Genomic DNA, 17,950 nt, shown 5'->3' on the forward strand with positions numbered 1-17,950 from the left:
GGTACATTCTTGTAAAAACATTAAAATCAGCACCTAAACTATTTTCATTATATATTCCATAATTCCGAAGTACATGTTGAATAAATATGTCTTTCGAAAACTCAATCCGCTCCTTTCGAAGACGGTTGAAAATCAAAGAGTAAATTGATGCATGCCCCTCTTTAACTAGGTGAAAATGAAGAAGCCATAGCGTAACATCATCTTCCAAATATTGGTCAACTCCATCTGAATCCCGAAAAATAAAGTCAGCCAAAGGTGTGAGTTCTCCATTCAAATCTAAAATCCCAAATGATTTCATCCAGAACTTTATGGCGCTTACCATATTTTTCCCAACTCCAAGCTCAATTACAGAGTCTTCATCAGAGAAATTTTTACCTGACCGGATGTAATCATAGCCCTTTTTCAACCAGAAATTCCTACATGGAAACGAATCATGTCCCGAAAAAGTCAACCTTGTTTTATCCTCTAAAATCTCCATCGCTTTACTTCCGATTTTCTATAAAATAAGTCAAATATTCTCTCATTACAAGTTCAGTTACCACAAAAAAACCACAACCTTTTCAAGTTGTGGTTTGAATCTATTTTTGGGATTGGGATTAGCTGCCTTCGAGGGCGTTGGCACCGGCCACAATCTCCAAGATCTCGTTTGTAATTGCCGCCTGACGCGTACGGTTGTACATCAAGCGAAGTTCCTTCAGTAGCTCTCCTGCATTTTCAGTCGCCTTATCCATGGCAGTCATTCGGGCACCATGCTCGGAAGCATTGCTTTCCAATACTGCCTTATAAACCTGAATCTTCAAGGAGGTAGGCACCAGTTCTTCGATGATGTAGGCTCGGGAAGGCTCCAAGATATAATCCGTCTCAGCAGTCGTTGCTTCCTCTTCGCTTTCCTCTTTTGCCATGGGCAAAAACTGCTCAGTTTGGACGATTTGGGTAGCTACGTTTTTGAATTCGTTGTACACCAAGGTCACCTGATCGTAATCACCCGCAGCGAAACCATTCATGGCGAATTCTGCTGCCTCTCGCACTACGTCGAAGGACAAGTCCATGAATACACCGTAAAATTGATCTACAAGGGTATAATCAGTCTTTTTGAATGCTTCAAAAGCTTTCTTGCCCAAAGGAAGAATAGAGATCTCTTTCCCTTCAAACTGCTGCCGAATAGCGGCATTGGTAGCCTTGATAATATTCGAATTGAAGGCACCACAAAGTCCCTTATCCGAGGTAATCGGAATAATCAGGACCTTCTTCACTTCCCGCTTTTGTGCATAAACGATATCTGCAGCACCTTCAGAGGAGGCTGAGACATTGTTGAGGATAGCGGTCAGCTTCTGCGAATAAGGACGCATCTGAACGATCCGGTCTTGTGCCCTTCTCAGCTTGGCAGCCGACACCATTTTCATGGCTTTGGTGATCTGCTGTGTGGACACTACCGAGGTAATCCGCTGCTTTACTTCCTTCAGGTTAGCCATTCGTGCGTGTTTCTTCTAGTATAAATTCCGGAGGCTTTCACCTCCGGATGGATTCTGATTTATTTTGCGAATTTAGGTGCCAATTCTGCGGCAGCTTTCTTCAATACTTCCCCTGCATCGTCAATCTTACCTGCTAGGATCAATTCCAAAGCTTCAGGATAAGAAGCATCAAGCAAGGTGTAGAAGTCCTTTTCAAAAGCTCTAGCTTTTTCTACAGGAACTGTATCCATCAAGCCTCGGGTAGAAGCATAAATAATGGCTACCTGATGCGCTACAGATACCGGAGAGTACTGAGGCTGCTTCAAGATTTCCTGGTTACGACGACCTCTTTCGATAGTACGCTTGGTAGTGGCATCCAAGTCAGAACCGAATTTGGCGAAAGCTTCCAATTCACGGAACTGTGCCTGATCCAACTTCAAAGTACCAGCTACTTTTTTCATGGATTTGATCTGTGCGTTACCACCTACTCGGGATACAGAGATACCCACGTTGATCGCAGGACGGATACCGGAGTTGAAGAGGTTAGTCTCCAAGAAGATCTGTCCGTCCGTAATGGAAATCACGTTCGTCGGGATATATGCGGAAACGTCACCTGCTTGCGTTTCGATGATAGGAAGGGCGGTCAAAGAACCTCCACCTTTCACCAAAGGCTTGATAGACTCAGGAAGGTCGTTCATCTGCTGCGCAATCGCGTCAGACTTGTTGATTTTCGCAGCTCTTTCTAGCAATCTGGAGTGCAAGTAGAATACATCACCAGGATAAGCTTCACGTCCCGGAGGTCTTCTCAATAGAAGAGAAACTTCACGGTAAGCTACGGCTTGCTTGGAAAGGTCATCATAAACCACCAAAGCAGGACGTCCGGTATCACGGAAGAATTCACCGATTGCAGCACCGGTAAATGGTGCAAAGAACTGCATTGGAGCAGGATCAGAGGCTGCTGCAGATACAACAACCGTGTATGGAAGAGCTCCACCTTTTTCCAAGGCAGCAACTACTCCTGCTACAGTAGATGCTTTCTGACCTACTGCTACGTAGATACAGAATACAGGCTCTCCTTTATCGTAAAATTCCTTTTGGTTAAGGATAGTATCGATTACTACCGCAGTCTTACCTGTCTGACGGTCACCGATCACCAATTCCCGCTGTCCTCTACCGATTGGAATCATCGCATCGATAGATTTGATACCAGTCTGAAGTGGCTCAGTTACCGGCTGACGGTAGATTACACCCGGTGCTTTACGCTCCAATGGCATTTCGTACAAGTCACCGGCGATAGGACCTTTTCCATCGATAGGCTGACCAAGTGTATCTACTACACGGCCAAGCATTCCTTCACCCACTTGGATGGAGGCAATCTTTTTGGTACGCTTTACTGTATCGCCTTCTTTGATGACCTTAGAGTCACCGAAAAGTACGGCACCGACATTGTCCTCTTCCAAGTTAAGTACCATTGCTTTCAGACCATTGTCGAATTCAAGCAATTCACCGGCCTGCGCCTTAGAAAGTCCATAGATACGGGCTACCCCATCCCCTACTTGGAGGACTGTACCCACTTCTTCGAGTTCGGCTTCTGTTCGGGCTCCCGCAAGTTGCTCTCTTAGGATTGCCGAAACTTCATCTGGTCTTACTTCTGCCATGATATCGATTGATTAATGCTTTTTTGATTAGATTTTACTTTCGTAATGGTTTTCTTGGAATTCCATTTTAAGAATTCTCAATTTACTGCTTAGAGACTCATCCAACTGACGGTCATTGACCTTCAGGATAAATCCTCCGATCAGATTAGGATCGACTTTTTCAACCAATTGTACGGTCTTTAAGCCGGAAATTTCCTTCACAATTCTCTCAAATTCCGAACGCATCGCATCGTCAATTGGGAACGTCGTGGTCAAATAGGCTACCTGAATAGACTTATGAAGATTGTACTGAGCTTCAAACTCCTTGGCTACATCCAAAAGAACTGCTTCTCGGTTTTTCCGAGAAACGATCTCGAAAAAAGTCAAAGTCATAGGTTGAGCACCTTCCGCAAACAAAGCTTTCAAGACTTTAAGCTTTTTGTCGGAAGTCAAAACCGGATTTTTCAAGGCAAAGCCTAAATCACTATTGCCCTTGGCAATTGCACTTAGCTTTTGAAAGTCTGCGTGTACTTCCTCCAATACTCCTTTTTCAAGGGCCAACTCCAAGATTGACTTGGCATAACGGGAGGCTACTCGATGATTTGACATGGAGATTGGATTAGTTTAGCTTGAGGTCTTTGACATACTCGTCTACCAATGCTTTCTGCGAAGCATCGTCGGCCAAGTTTTTCTTCAATAATTTCTCTGTTACTTCTAGGGTCAAAGAAGCTACTTGATTCTTCACTTCAGTAAGGGCAGCTTTCTTTTCTGTCTCAATGACAGCCTTTGCATTCTCGATCAGCTGTGCACCTTGCTTTTGTGCTTCGTTCTTAGCCTCTTCGATCATTTTATTAGATGCCTCTTGAGCCTTCTTCAAGATATTGTCTCTTTCCAAACGGGCTTCAGCTAGAAGCTTCTCGTTTTCAGCCTTTAGATTGGCCATTTCATTTCGGGCGATCTCAGCCTGCTTAAGGGCGTTTTCAATGGTGCTTTCACGCTCTTCCAAAGCTGCCAGCATAGGTTTCCAGGCAAATTTGATCAAGATGAAAAGCAATCCCAGGAAGCCAATTAGCTGCCAGAAAATAAGACCGGAACCGGGAGTAATCAAATCCATGATGTGTGATTTTTCTGTTTGTCCAATAGATATTAAGAATGGGGAAAGGCCTAACGCCATTCCCCAATCAATTTTTAGCTGATGCCTGCGATATTCAAGGCGATCAACAGACAGATTACCGCTGCGAACAGGGAAACCACCTCGATCAAGGCTGCGATGATCAACATAGCACCTTGGATCTTACCAGCAGCTTCAGGCTGACGAGCAATAGATTCCATTGCCTGACCACCGATACGACCGATACCAAGTCCTGCGCCAATCGCAACAATACCTGCACCGATACCAGCTCCCATTAGAGCGTAACCAGCAGTCAACAAGATAGACATTAACATAGTAGTTATATTTATAAATTGAACAAAGAAATTCTAATTAATGATGCTCATCATGAGCATGTTCGGCTACTGCCCCACCGATGTACATCGCTGTGAAAAGCGTAAATACATAGGCCTGAATAGTAGCCACCAATAATTCTATAATATTAATAAAGGTCACCATCAAGGTGGAAACCACCCCAATAGCATACGATTCAAAGATGAAAGCAAGGGCAATGAAACCCAAGATCACAATGTGACCGGCTGTGATTGCGACGAAGAGTCGGACCATCAAGGCAAACGGCTTGGTAAACAAACCGATGATTTCTACTGGCACAATGATCAAAAGCATTGGAATCGGAACTCCAGGTGTAGCAAACACGTGCTTCCAGTAATCTTTATTTCCGTTGACATTGGTAATGATGAAAGTCAAAACCGCCAAGGTCATCGTCACTGCAATATTTCCAGTCAAGTTGGCAGCACCCGGAAGTAGTCCGAGGAGGTTACCAAACCAAATGAACAAGAATAGCGTGATCAAATACGGTACAAACTTCTTGTATTTAGGCCCGATGGACTTCTCAGCGATTTCATCCCGCACGAAGATCACAATCGGCTCAATTAGTGCTGCAGCGCCTTTTGGTGCAACTGCCCCGTTTTTCTTGTAGTGGTTGGCAGCCGATAGTGCCACGTAGGCCAAAACAAACATGACGATAAACATCATCACGACATTTTTGGTAATGGAAAGCTCGATAAAACTTGCGCCATCTACACGACCTAGATGATCATGTTCATCGATGTAGTAACCTTCATGTGCGTATTCTTTTCCGAAAGCATGTGTATCATGATTTTGGAAATCTGTAGAAGAGAAAAATTCTAAACCTCTGTCAGAAGAATAGACAATAACAGGTAGCGGAAGTGTCACATGAGTGTGTCCAAAAGTCGCAAAGTGCCACTCATGGGAATCTTTCACGTGGTGCATGATGAAGCTAGTTTTGTCTTCTTCAGAACCTGCGGCGAAAGATGAATTTGTATTAAACAGCAAAAAAGCTGAAAATAAAATACTTAGAACCAGGATTTTGCGCGTCATCAACTCTATTTTTTGAGGGCTACTTCGAAATCGGGCGCAAGTTAGATAGAAAGGCGTAGATATCAAATATTAAGTAGAACAAAAAAATCACAAAGAAATCAGCTATAAACAAAATAATATTCTCCATCCCGGGCCAAACTTCCACTCCAACAAAAACTAATGAGGCAACTAACCTCAGAATCATAGCCAAAACGGAAATATGAAAGAAATTTTCAGCAAATGCTTTTAATAAGGCTGAATTCAATAAAGCGATCAAAAATGACAGGATTAGCAAGAAAAAATAAATGTGCCAGATCCGTTCGTGAATAATTACGGGGAAAAGCACTTGCAGTCCCAAAATCAAAAGGGCAATAATTGCTGATAGTAGAAAGAAGCGGAAATGTAAGTTTTGAAGGAGCTTCACGGAGTATTAAATTTTGGGTAAAGGTACCCCAAATCTCCAAATTAACCATCCCGTTTGATTGAAAGCCACAATTGATAAAAGGCAATAAAAACCGAAAGAAAGCTGAAAAACAGAATCCAAACCGGGAATTTCATGTCAGATCGCTGCTGAATCCACCAGCCCAGCCAAGTTCCTCCTCCAATGATAGCAAACAGCTGAAAAGACAAACCGATATATTTGACAAAAGTGGGATAATTCCCCGGGGACTTACCTTTGTAGCTTTTAGAGTCCTTTTGATCTGAATTCATTTTCTTAAAATAGGTAAATATTTTTGGCCATTGGAAGCAGTGGCCTGTCTTTTGAAATAAATAGAAAAGCCAAATCGTTCTTCCTTTGTACAATAAAGACTATTTTGCTAGCTCAATTGCAATTGCCCTCATGCGCTTTTCAAAACGCCTGTTTTCCATATCCCTTTTTCTTTTGGCGGCCTGCTCATCCGAACGGGACACCTTTACCAATCGGGCATTTCATAATCTCACCTCCCACTACAATGCTTACTACCTCGCAGATGTGAAAATTCAGGAGGTGTTGGATGAAAATCAACGGAATTACAAGGAAGACTACACCCAGATATTACCGGTTTTTATCCCTTTGGATTCGGGAGTAATTCAATCCTCCAAAGAAAAACTCGAATCTGCACGTGAGTTGGCTTCCAAGGCCATCGAATGGCATCGTATTTCCAAGTGGGTGGATGATAGTTATTTTCTTTTGGGAAAAATCGACTACATGCAAGCCAACTTTGACGATGCTAAAAACGCACTCAAGTATGTCAATGTAGAAAGCAAGGACGCCGACCTTCGTCACCAAGTATTGATTTCACTCCTTCGCCTATATGTTGATTTAGGAGAGATAGAAAATGCGAATTTTACCATAGACTACCTTTCCAAGGAAGAAAAGATCTCCGATGAAAACCGCTACGATCTTTACCGCACCCTGGCTTACTATTACGAAAAGCGTAATGATCAAAATGGTGTCATTGGCTCCCTAGACCGGGCTATCGAGTACGCCAAAAACAACAAGGAAGCTTCCAGAATCTACTTCATCTTAGCCCAGCGCTATCAGCAGGAAGGCTTGGATAATTTGGCCTATGACTTTTACAGAAAAGCATTGGAAGGCAATCCACCCTACGAGCGGGCATTTTATTCCCAACTTTTTGCCCAACAAGTAGCTGAATTAAATGCATCGAAAGACCTTCGCAAAGTCAGAAACTACTACGAGTCACTTTACGATGATCCGAAAAACAAGGAACTCAAAGATGTGGTCGTGTATGAGCGAGCACTTTTTGAGGAGAAACAGGGAGATCTTCCACTGACAGTAGATTTACTTCATCAGGCTGCCAAAGAGCCCGGCAGCAATCCTCGACTGAAAGGATACATCTATCAAAAATTAGCGGAAATCCACCTTGAAGAATATGTCGATTACCGTGCTACTAAATATTACCTAGATTCAGCTCTGACTTTTATTAAACCTACTGACCCTGCTGCTGCTTCTATTGCCAGCCAAAAGGAGGTACTGGATCAATTCGTATTTCATGTGGAGCGAATTCAGAGTAATGATAGTTTGGTCCGTCTTAGTGGAATGAGTGAAGAAGAGCAGCGCCTCATCGCCGAGCAATACATTCAGAGAGAAGAAGAACGGCTACTTGCAGAAGCAAGGGCAAAAGAAGAACCTAAAAACAGTGGGATTTTTGACAACCTCCTCGCCTTTGCAGATCGAGGAACAGGATCCTCATTCTACTTTGACAATGCAGTGGCGATGCAGCAGGGTGCTATAGAATTCCGAAGAGTATGGGGCACTCGTCCCCTACAGGATAATTGGCGTCGAAGCGCAGCTACTTTTCAAAGCACTCCTGAAACGGAAATAGAGAAAAAAGTAGATTCCACCGCTATCTCTGAAGAAAATAACCCATTAGCTCAATTGCCCGACCTAGAAAGTCTCTTGGCACAGATTCCAAAAACTGAAGAAGATATCGCCCAACTCAACGATGAACTGGAGGAGTCTTATTTCGAACTTGGCAAGCTTCAGTACTTTGATCTGGAAGAAATAGAGTCAAGCGTGGACAATCTTGAAACCGTCGTCCGCGAATACCCTTCGAGCAGTCGAAAGCCTGAAGCCTATTACCTACTCTACCTTGCCCAAAAAGACCTCAACGGGAACTTCCAGCAATATGTCAGTCGCCTTAACCGGGAGTATCCCGAGTCGCAATACACTTTCTCTGTCAATAATCCAGATGCAGCTTCAGGGAATTTGGCCTATCTCGCATCTTCTGAAAATTATGAGCAGGCTTATAATTTATATTATGCAGGAAATTGGAGACAGGCACGAACTATCATTCAGCAGACTTTAGAGGAATACCCGCTTACACGAAATACAGAGCGATTGCTGCTTTTGGATATCATGGTGACGGGAAAAATCGAAAGCAAGGATCGATTTAGAGCCCGCTTGGAATCGTACATTGAAAATTCTCAGGATGAGAGCTTGGTGAATTTGGCAAGGAATATGCTAAATCCCTTACTGACAGCTGAGGAATTGGCAGCGCTTAATCCGGTTGACTCGACGGCATTGGATTCTGTGGCACAAGCCTTGGCAATGGAGGATTCGACAGCGGTAAAGCCTGACTTGACAGATTCCCCATTCAAAGTCAATGATTCCCAAACGCATATCATGGTCTTGATCATGAGTCCGGAGCTTGCAGAGGAGTCTCAAAGCCTAATCGGTGACCTAGAAAACTTCCATGCAAAAACCTTCTCAAATTCCAGGTTGCGAACGGGAAATATGAATATGAATCGGGAGAATGCCATCTTTATCATTAGTCCGTTCAACAATGCCGACAAAGCAAAAGAGTACTATGATATCTTTATGGAAAAATTTGAATCCGACAATTTGACCGAGCAAATCAAGGAGAACAGTTTCTTTATTTCCATAGAAAATTTCCAGACCCTCAACCGGTCCAAAAACATCGAAGAATACCGGGCTTTTTTCAAGGCCACCTATCAGTAAAACATGAGTAAATCAAAACAAGCATCAACGCCCAATTGGGTTAATAAGACGATCAAATTCCTTTGGCTTGCCTTCGCCGCGGGTGTGGTAGGTTTCATCGTGTTTATTTGGATGGTCAGCGTCAATTTTTTGGGGCTATTTGGCCCACTACCGGATTTCAAAGCTCTCGAAAATCCTGACACAGAAGTAGCCTCTCAGTTATTCTCCTCTGATGGAGTACTATTGGGAACTTACTACCGACAAAATCGGAGCCCCGTGACTTATGATGAGCTTTCTCCCAATTTAGTCAAGGCACTAATTGCCACAGAGGACGAGCGATTTGAGGAGCATTCAGGAATTGATCTGAAAGCTATGATTCGGGTTTTTGTCAAATCAATCATTCTGAGACAAGACGCCGGGGGTGGATCAACATTGAGCCAACAAACTGCTAAGAACCTTTTCAATACCCGTACAGATGCCAATCAAGGGCTATTGAGTTCGGTACCAGGTCTTCGCATGCTCATCATCAAGACCAAAGAATGGATAGTTGCTACTCAATTGGAGCGAGCCTACACCAAAAAGGAAATTTTGACGCTTTACCTTAACACCTCTGAGTTTGGATCCAATGCTTATGGTATCAAGACAGCTGCAGAAACATTCTTCAATAAAAAACCTTCAGAGTTGAATATTCAGGAATCGGCTGTACTTGTAGGGCTTTTCAAAGCACCTACCTACTACTCCCCTGTTTTCAACCCTGAAAACTCATTAAGAAGAAGAAACACTGTCCTCGGTCAAATGGTGAAAAATGATGTATTGAGCGAGTCAGAGTATGATTCACTTGCTGCACTTCCCATTGAACTTGACTACAATGTGGCTAACCACAACAAAGGTTTGGCGACGTACTTCCGGGAAGTTTTAAAGGCTGATTTGATCCGATGGACCAAAGAAAATCTGAAATCAGATGGAAGCTCCTATGATCTCTTTGGGGATGGGCTCAAAATATACACCACTATCGACAGTCGCATGCAGCGCTATGCTGAGGAGGCAGTAGCTGAGCATATGGAAGCCCTCCAGCAAAAGTTTTATGATGAAATGCGTGGTCGAGAACCTTGGGTAGATAGCGAAAACAGGGTCATCCCTAACTTCATCGAGAATGCGGTAAAGCGGACTGAAGCCTATCGACTACTCAAGATTCGCTACAAAAACGATGAAGACTCTATCAACATTAAGCTCAACGAGAAAAAACCAATGAAGGTATTCTCTTGGGAAGGAGAAGTTGACACTTTGATGAGTACGATGGATTCCCTCCGATACTACAAGAAATTCCTTCAAACAGGCTTTATGAGTATGGACCCACATACCGGCCATATCAAAGCTTGGGTCGGTGGTATTGATCATAAATACTTCAAATTTGACCATGTGAAGCAAGGGAAAAGACAGCCAGGATCGACCTTCAAGCCTTTTGTTTATGCAGCTGCTATCGAAAATGGATACTCTCCCTGCTACTCCGTAGTAGATCAACCTGTGGAAGTTTATATCCCTGGTCAGCCGGCATGGAGTCCAGCGAATGCGAATGGTGAATTCACCTATGAAAAAATGACGATTCGCCAGGCAATGGCCCAATCGGTCAATTCTGTGACGGCCTACATGATGAAAAAATTAAGTCCTAAGATCGTGGTAGAAACAGCCAAGCGACTGGGAGTTACGAGTGATTTGGAAGAGGTTCCTGCACTTGCCTTGGGAGTCAATGACGTATCCGTTTTCGAAATGGTTGGAGCTTTCGGCACCTTCGCTAATAAAGGAGAATACACTACCCCATTCTACATTGATCGAATTGAGGATAAAAATGGAAATGTCATCCAGCAGTTTACCCCTAAAAAGCGCCCGGCTATGAGTGAGGAACACGCCTACTTAATGACATACATGCTTCGGGGAGGATTCGATGAAGCTGGCGGAACTAGTCAAGGTGTACCTTACAGCCTACGTGAGGGAAATGAACTAGGAGGAAAGACAGGTACGACTCAAAATGCCTCAGATGGTTGGTATATCGGAATGAGTAAGGATTTGGTATCAGGCGTTTGGGTAGGCGGTGATGATCGTGCGATTCACTTTAGAAGCTGGATATCAGGTCAAGGTGGTAGAACAGCCCGGCCCATTTGGGTCAAATACATGGAAAAAGTCTACGCCGACGAATCTTTAGGATACACCAAAGGTCCTTTCCCAAGGCCCGAGCGACCACTCAGCATTGAAATTGACTGTGATGCCTATGAGCAAGAAAGTCAGCGTTTCGTAGATTTTGACTACGATGCCAAGAAAAATGATTTCTAAAATCGATTAAGAAAAACCCAAAACTTAAAAACAGCTTTCTTTCAAAGCTGTTTTTTTAACTCGGACTATGTATTAGAATCAGTAGTGAGAGTTCAAAATGCAAGAAAATCAAGCATTTGGCGAATGAGGCATAGCATCGCTACGGTGATTGAGCTAAATGCAGCAACGCGATTGATTTTGAAGCGGTTTGAGCTCGTAATAGGAAGTCTAATACATATTTCGAGTTCAATTTAGTCCCATGGAATCCTCATCATTCAAACCCAAAGATCATCTGATGCTTCCTGACCATCCGGGAGTGTACAAATATTTCAATGAGATAGGGGATTTGATTTATGTAGGCAAAGCCAAAAGCCTCAAAAAACGAGTTAGCAGCTATTTTAATAAGAATACCGGGGTCAATCTCAAAACACGCCGGATGGTTAAAGAGATTGACAAAATTGAGATCACGCTCGTGAATTCAGAGTTTGACGCTTTGCTACTTGAGAATAATCTGATCAAGAAGTCCCAACCCAAGTACAATATCTTATTGCGGGATGATAAGACCTATCCGTACTTATTGATCACTGATGAGCCATTCCCAAGGATTTTTCAGACAAGACGAATGATTCCCAAACGCGGCACCTATTTCGGTCCATTCGCAAGCGTCAAGGCCATGAATAATGTCTTGGACCTTATTCGCTCACTTTTCACCATTCGGACTTGTAAGCTTGACCTATCCCCATATAAAATCCAGGAGGGAAAATATAAAGTTTGCCTAGAATACCACATCGGAAATTGTCAGGGCCCCTGTGTCGGAAGGCAAAGCGAAAAGGACTATCTCAAAGACCTAGAGCAAGCAAGACATATTCTTAAAGGAAATCTTGGGCTGCCCAAAGCCCATTTCAAATTGGAAATGCAGGAGTTTGCACAGAATCTGGAGTTTGAAAAAGCACAGCGGGCAAAGGAAAAGTTGGATCTGCTTGAAAAGTATCAAGCCAAATCTTTGGTAGCCAATCCAAGCATTCACAATCACGACGTTTGTACGCTTGTAGTTGATGAAAAGTATGCTTATGTCAATTACATGCGCGTGAAAAACGGGTCCTTAATCGTATCCAAAAATGTAGAACTCAAAAAGAAGTTGGATGAATCCGATGAAGAATTGCTCTTGACCGCCCTGATTCGACTACAGGACCAATTCAAAAGTGATGCGGAGGAGGTGTTGGTTCCTTTTGAGATAGAGAACCCCATTGAGGGATTAAACCTTGTCATGCCTAAGATTGGGGATAAGAAAAAATTAATCGATCTCTCCCTGAAAAATGCAAAGTTCTACAAGCAAGAAAAGGCGCTTCTACAAGGGCTCAACAAAGACAAAAAGGACCGAGTCATTCGCCAACTTCAGGAGGACCTGAGCTTGCCGGATATTCCTGACCATATCGAATGCTTTGACAACTCCAATATCCAAGGCAGCAGCCCGGTGGCTAGTATGGTTTGCTTTCTCAATGGAAAGCCTGCGGTAAAGGAATATAGACACTATCACATCAAAACAGTAGAAGGTCCCAATGACTTTGCGAGTATGAAGGAGGTAGTAGGGAGAAGGTATAAGCGACTGATGGAAGGAGACAAACCGCTCCCAAAATTAATCGTAATTGATGGAGGAAAAGGTCAGCTTTCATCAGCAGTAGAAGCACTGCAGGAATTGGGTATTTATGGGAAAATGCCCATCATCGGAATCGCCAAACGCTTGGAGGAAATTTACTTTCCGGGAGACTCTTTCCCTATTCACATTGATAAAAAGTCAGAAAGCCTTCGATTGCTTCAACGAATCCGCGATGAAGCTCACCGCTTTGCAATCACATTTCACAGAAAAGTCAGAAGTAAAAATGCTTTTGGAACCCAACTCACTGCCATACCAGGTATTGGGCAATCCACAGCGGATAAATTACTGAAGCACTTCAAAAGTGTAAAAAAGCTAAAGGATGCAAAGGAAGAAGAAATTGCCAAGGTGATTGGTGTCAGCAGGGCAAGAGAACTGGTAGAATGGAGAGAAAAAAATAAAGGGAGCGATTAAGCTCCCTTTTTATTTTACCATTCCCAAAGGGAATTTTCAAATTCTAATAATCTGTATTCAAAGGCTAATGCATCGAGATAAGCCTGCATATCCGGATTCGGATGTTCAGGGTTTACCATATCTGCAACCAAAGCCTCGTCAGGATTTGTAAACCTTCTTACTACTGATCGGAACAGACGAGTATCGAAAGCTTGATCGTAAGTTAGGCTTTTTGAAAGGTTTTGGAAGTTGATCCAACGTGCCTCGGGATGATCCTTAAAATAGTTGTAGAAGTCCTTATAGCGAATGAATCCAATGGTCTTTTGACCTGCATCGGCATTGGTAGCTGACGGCATCACCAAATGGATATACTTTACATCAAAAACCATATCCGAGTGATGCTTATCAAAAACAAAATCTTCTTTGAAATCCAAGTAATACAATTGCTTGACGAAGATGCTATCCCCAATAGCATTCAACCAGAAATTTTCCTGAAACTCAGCAATAGATAAGGGCTGTTTAAAATCCTCGTCACCAAAGACTTCAAGCGCATTTTCATCTACCACCGCCTTGTAGATCTGATTGATGATACCATTAGATTTGGTATCTCCTGAGCCATACAAGGAAAGATTGTACTTCTCACGGAGGTCTATTCTTCTCCAAACTCCAATTTGGTACATTTTATCATCCTCCCGAATTCGCTTCGCAGAGAAAATGGTATCCATCTTAAACTGACGGTCGCCATAGCCTGATGGATTGACACTTGTAGCCACTTGAGCATGCCCCTCAAAAGACCATAAGGTGGCTGCCATCAAAACGGCAATAAAGGAATATTGAAGAAACTTTTTCATAATCATCTGTTCTATAGTCAGGCGAGAAAATTATTTCACACCTATACGAATCACTTGATTCAAAGAGGAAGGTATTTTATTTCCTCGGAAGTTTGTACGCGTTACTTGATTGACGACGATAACAATATCATCACCAGCTCTTGCACTTTCTAGAAGCTGACGCATTGCCAAACTACTTCCATTTGATATTTGAATCGTTTGTCTTGGTACGTCATTTCTCAACAATCTAACTTCACCGCCCGTAACCTCGAAATTTGCATCTTTTGCCATTGTTCTTCCGAAGGTAGGCTCAGGTTCTGCAATTACTTTCAATCCAGTCAATGAACCGATAGCCTGTGATTGAGTTTGGTCAAGAGGCGAACCGTTAGAAAGTGTAGGAACAATAGTCGGTGCAGGTACTGGTTTAATATCAAACGAAACGTCATCGATTTTATTTCCTCCTGAGCTTACACCGATTGTAACTGATCCGGAAGCTCCTGGGATAATTGTTACCTGTCCTGGAGAGCTACCTTTGATCGATTGACCATTGCTAACTGTAAATTCTGGTGCATAAGTATTTCCCAATGCTGGAACCTCGATCAAAAGTTCATTAGCACAGTCTGCATAAAGCTGCTGAACCACTTCAGAAGAAACCTTCACCACCGGCTGAGCTACAAAGTACTCATACTCCACAGGAAGCACTTGATCTTCTCCTCCGATATTTGTTACGATTTCGCCTTTGAGGACTCGTCTTGCGAGACCTCTGTCATCATATTCAGAAGCTGGAGTAGCAGTAAATTCAATGCGTCCAAACCCTTTTTCATCTACTTCAACTGATCTCCCATCCAAAGACATGGAAGGCGCTGCTGAAGAAGAAGAGGAGGCTATAAACATGGTGCCTTCGAATTTAGTACCTGCCGCCACGATATTAGAAACTGCAGAGATTTTTGCCTCTGTGATATCTGCTTTGAAATAGAATGAACCAATGGTGTTGGCAATGCTGGTTAATGCCTCACTTTCAATATTCAAAACCTCATTTTGATACTGAGAAAGCAATGTCATAACAGCACCCACTGGTGACTTCACAAAGTTCAACGCCTCAAAAGACTTCCCTTTTGCTTCTCTATCGTTTTCAAAAAGAGGAATTTCTGAAGCATCTAAGGCGATCTTGTCAAAATTGATATCAAGACCAACACCTGACAAAATCTCTTCGATTCTTTCAGGATAGGCATTCAATCTATTTTTTAATTCCTCTCCTCGTCCGTTATTGATAAATAGGTTACCTGCGATTTCAGTATTTTTCAAAGCTGAATTCACATAAGTACCTTCTTCCGTTTTAGCATTGGAAACTTCGATTAGTTCCTTTTTCAAAGCTGCTAGGTAATCATAAGCTTCTTTTGAAGCTGCCCTTACTTCCTGAGCAGCCGCTACCTTCGGCAAATCCTTCTCATTATTACCTTGCTGCTCCACTGTATATTGAATGGATTCAACTGAGGTTTGATTGTCGAGAATGTAATTTTTGGAAGTACGCTCTAGTCCATCATTGATGAGGACAAATTTCTGGAGGATCTGATTGCTGACCTGAAGCGCCAAAAGCGCTGTCAAAACCAGGTACATCATCCCGATCATCCGTTGTCTAGGTGTCTCTTTAACTCCTGCCATTTTTTGGTTTATCAGTTTAGATGGTAGAAATGATTAACCTTTCATGGCTGATAGCATGCCACCGTAGATTTTATTTAGAGAGCTGACGTTAGCGTTTAATTTAGAAAGCTCAGTTTTGAAAGCTTCAGTTTCTTTGCCAGCAGCTGTGATACCTTCCATGGCTGTAGTCATGTTGGAGTAGAACTTATTAAGTGTCTTCACGTGATTGTTGGCATCCTGTAGTTCCATCTCATATACTGCATTCAATGCAGAAAGATTTTTTGTGACGGTTACGACTTGCGTATGATACGCTTTAGCATCTTGAGAAGCTGCTGACATCTCAGTCAAAGCAGCAGCAGTTTTGCCATAAGAAGAATTCATATCTACCAATGTCTTGGCAGCTGCTTTTACGTTAGTAGCATATTCGTTCGTAGCCACTGCTGCATCGGCAAGATTACCCATTTTCTCAGCTGAAGTAGCTAAGTTTTTCATGCCCTTACCTAGGCTATCGATCAATTCTGGGCCAACTTTCGCATTAGCCAGCATTTCATCAAGTTTTTGAGAAACACCATCTCCAGCAACTGCCTTTGATTTTGCTCCCATTTTTGAAGGACTGGCACCCTCTTCTGCTAATTCCGGATAGACTTTAGACCAATCTACTTCTTGAGGTCTCGGTTCAAAAGCAGATAAAAAGAAAATCAATGCTTCTGTAGAAAGACCTACTCCAATCATTAGATTGGCAAATTGCCAATCAAGAATTTTAAACATCGCACCTAGAATTACGACTGCTGCACCAATACCATAGATCTTAGGCATGATGTTAGAATAAAAGAAGTTGCTGTTGCTAGCCATTGTTGTTTGTTAGAATTAAGGTTATGGTTTTTTAAGGTTTTGAATAGGAATTATCTTCTTCTTCTTTGGTTGGTTTTTACGTCCATTGATCCAGATCTTCCGATGAATGTCATCGCCGTGCGGAATCCGATGTGCGCCTGAGCCACATCCTGATATTCGTAGGTACGAGTTGAAGTCTCCAGATAGTGATTGATATCTTTCCAGCTACCGCCACGAGTCACTTTTCTTGGCTCTGTTTCAATATCATATACAGGGTCTAAATCCCATGTCACTGTGCGGGAAGTCGGAGAGTAAGCATCAAGCACCCACTCTGCTACATTTCCTGACATGTTGTGCAATCCAAAACCATTCGGAGCAAAAACATCAACAGGAGCTGTATAGGCAAATCCATCATCGATATAGTTACCTCTTCCAGGCTTGAAATTAGCCATCAGACATCCGCGCTTGTTTTTAAGATAAGGACCACCCCATGGATATTTTGCAACATCTTTTCCTCCTTTGGCTGCATACTCCCATTCTGCCTCAGTAGGCAAGCGGAAGCTAGGCATGTCAAAGTCATACTCATCGTTAGCATTCATGTAATAGGTTCTCCACTCGCAGTACTTTTTAGCTTGATCCCAAGTCACACCCACCACAGGATAGTTATCAAAAGCAGGATGATCAAAGTAAAACTCCATTAAAGGATCACCATAGTGAAAAGTAAAACTGGTAGACCATACGGTCGTATCAGGTTTCAACTCTTCATAATTAAATTGTGGTTCTTCTTTTAAAGTTGTTGGAGTACCAAAAGTGAGCTCTCCATTTTTTACTGATTCTAAAAACTGCCGATACTTATTATTGGACACTTCGTATTTATCCATAAAAAATTCAGAAATCGTAATCTGTTTGTTCATTGAAGACTGCGAAAAAGCAATATCCTCATCAGATTGCCCCATCCAAAAAGTACCTGCCTTTACAGGAACCATATCGTAGGGAAGGTTTTGTTGCCAATTGGCTCTTTTAGGGACCCCCGTCACTTCACCTCGCCGGTTGAGTTTTTCACTCGCTGTACCTTTTTTGTTAAAGAGCCCACAACCCGGTAGGATGGTGGCTATAGCAAGTCCTAATGTTACACTTGCTAATCGTAGATTAATTTTTTTATACATAAATGACATTTTTTATATCATCAAATGATTTTCTATTTTAAAAACTACTCAATCGGCGAAATTTAGCTGAATTTTCCACATTTATGCAAATAACCTGCCAATTTTCA

At 42.6% G+C, this 17,950-nt stretch carries 15 protein-coding genes; 3 read left to right on the forward strand and 12 right to left on the reverse strand.

Going from position 1 to position 17,950, the window contains the following annotated elements:
* From OU792_RS10805 to OU792_RS10840, 8 genes are all read right to left on the reverse strand, one after another.
* Nucleotides 1-478, reverse strand: a 478-nt coding sequence (locus OU792_RS10805) for a DUF4007 family protein (RefSeq protein WP_274670174.1), incomplete at its 3' end; no start/stop codon positions are given.
* Nucleotides 479-596: 118 nt separating this feature from the next.
* Nucleotides 597-1,472 (reverse strand): ATP synthase F1 subunit gamma, encoded by an 876-nt coding sequence (atpG, locus tag OU792_RS10810; RefSeq protein WP_274670175.1) that lies wholly within the window; start codon nucleotides 1,470-1,472, stop codon nucleotides 597-599.
* Nucleotides 1,473-1,531: 59 nt separating this feature from the next.
* Nucleotides 1,532-3,109 (reverse strand): F0F1 ATP synthase subunit alpha, encoded by a 1,578-nt coding sequence (gene atpA / locus OU792_RS10815; RefSeq protein WP_274670176.1) that lies wholly within the window; start codon nucleotides 3,107-3,109, stop codon nucleotides 1,532-1,534.
* A 27-nt stretch (nucleotides 3,110-3,136) separates the two neighbouring features.
* The gene (gene atpH, locus OU792_RS10820; RefSeq protein WP_026947638.1) at nucleotides 3,137-3,697 is read right to left on the reverse strand and encodes an ATP synthase F1 subunit delta; all 561 of its coding nucleotides are present in this window, start codon (nucleotides 3,695-3,697) and stop codon (nucleotides 3,137-3,139) included.
* 10 nt (nucleotides 3,698-3,707) lie between these two features.
* Nucleotides 3,708-4,202: a F0F1 ATP synthase subunit B gene (locus OU792_RS10825; protein WP_274670177.1), complete on the reverse strand. Its 495-nt coding sequence runs from the start codon at nucleotides 4,200-4,202 to the stop codon at nucleotides 3,708-3,710.
* A gap of 74 nt (nucleotides 4,203-4,276) precedes the next feature.
* A complete protein-coding gene (atpE, locus tag OU792_RS10830; RefSeq protein ID WP_026947636.1) occupies nucleotides 4,277-4,534 on the reverse strand; it encodes an ATP synthase F0 subunit C in 258 nt (85 codons plus the stop codon).
* Nucleotides 4,535-4,571: 37 nt separating this feature from the next.
* Nucleotides 4,572-5,600, reverse strand: a complete 1,029-nt coding sequence (gene atpB, locus OU792_RS10835) for a F0F1 ATP synthase subunit A (RefSeq protein ID WP_274670178.1) — start codon at nucleotides 5,598-5,600, stop codon at nucleotides 4,572-4,574.
* A gap of 444 nt (nucleotides 5,601-6,044) precedes the next feature.
* Nucleotides 6,045-6,290 (reverse strand): AtpZ/AtpI family protein, encoded by a 246-nt coding sequence (locus tag OU792_RS10840; protein WP_274670179.1) that lies wholly within the window; start codon nucleotides 6,288-6,290, stop codon nucleotides 6,045-6,047.
* Between the two features lie 130 nt (nucleotides 6,291-6,420).
* On the opposite strand from OU792_RS10840, the gene porW reads away from it, so the two are divergent.
* The 3 genes from porW (at nucleotide 6,421) to uvrC (ending at nucleotide 13,396) form a co-directional block, all read left to right on the forward strand.
* Complete coding sequence (gene porW / locus OU792_RS10845; RefSeq protein ID WP_134199896.1) at nucleotides 6,421-9,042, forward strand: type IX secretion system periplasmic lipoprotein PorW/SprE; 2,622 nt, start codon at nucleotides 6,421-6,423, stop codon at nucleotides 9,040-9,042.
* 3 nt (nucleotides 9,043-9,045) lie between these two features.
* Nucleotides 9,046-11,349 carry a penicillin-binding protein 1A gene (locus OU792_RS10850; protein ID WP_134199471.1) on the forward strand — a complete coding sequence of 768 codons (2,304 nt, stop codon included), beginning with the start codon at nucleotides 9,046-9,048 and terminating at the stop codon, nucleotides 11,347-11,349.
* Between the two features lie 238 nt (nucleotides 11,350-11,587).
* The gene (uvrC, locus tag OU792_RS10855; protein ID WP_274670180.1) at nucleotides 11,588-13,396 is read left to right on the forward strand and encodes an excinuclease ABC subunit UvrC; all 1,809 of its coding nucleotides are present in this window, start codon (nucleotides 11,588-11,590) and stop codon (nucleotides 13,394-13,396) included.
* 14 nt (nucleotides 13,397-13,410) lie between these two features.
* Here the strand turns inward: uvrC and porN are convergent, their stop codons facing one another.
* The 4 genes from porN to porK all read right to left on the reverse strand — a co-directional run bounded on the left by porN (nucleotide 13,411) and on the right by porK (nucleotide 17,843).
* The gene (gene porN, locus OU792_RS10860) at nucleotides 13,411-14,187 is read right to left on the reverse strand and encodes a type IX secretion system ring protein PorN/GldN (protein WP_274670211.1); all 777 of its coding nucleotides are present in this window, start codon (nucleotides 14,185-14,187) and stop codon (nucleotides 13,411-13,413) included.
* Between the two features lie 69 nt (nucleotides 14,188-14,256).
* Nucleotides 14,257-15,867 (reverse strand): type IX secretion system motor protein PorM/GldM, encoded by a 1,611-nt coding sequence (porM, locus tag OU792_RS10865; protein WP_026947628.1) that lies wholly within the window; start codon nucleotides 15,865-15,867, stop codon nucleotides 14,257-14,259.
* A 33-nt stretch (nucleotides 15,868-15,900) separates the two neighbouring features.
* Nucleotides 15,901-16,698 carry a type IX secretion system motor protein PorL/GldL gene (gene porL, locus OU792_RS10870; RefSeq protein WP_026947627.1) on the reverse strand — a complete coding sequence of 266 codons (798 nt, stop codon included), beginning with the start codon at nucleotides 16,696-16,698 and terminating at the stop codon, nucleotides 15,901-15,903.
* A gap of 50 nt (nucleotides 16,699-16,748) precedes the next feature.
* The gene (porK, locus tag OU792_RS10875) at nucleotides 16,749-17,843 is read right to left on the reverse strand and encodes a type IX secretion system lipoprotein PorK/GldK (protein ID WP_026947626.1); all 1,095 of its coding nucleotides are present in this window, start codon (nucleotides 17,841-17,843) and stop codon (nucleotides 16,749-16,751) included.
* Between the last annotated feature and the right edge of the window lie 107 nt (nucleotides 17,844-17,950).

The organism is Algoriphagus sp. NF, assembly GCF_028823735.1.
Lineage (GTDB): Bacteria > Bacteroidota > Bacteroidia > Cytophagales > Cyclobacteriaceae > Algoriphagus > Algoriphagus marincola.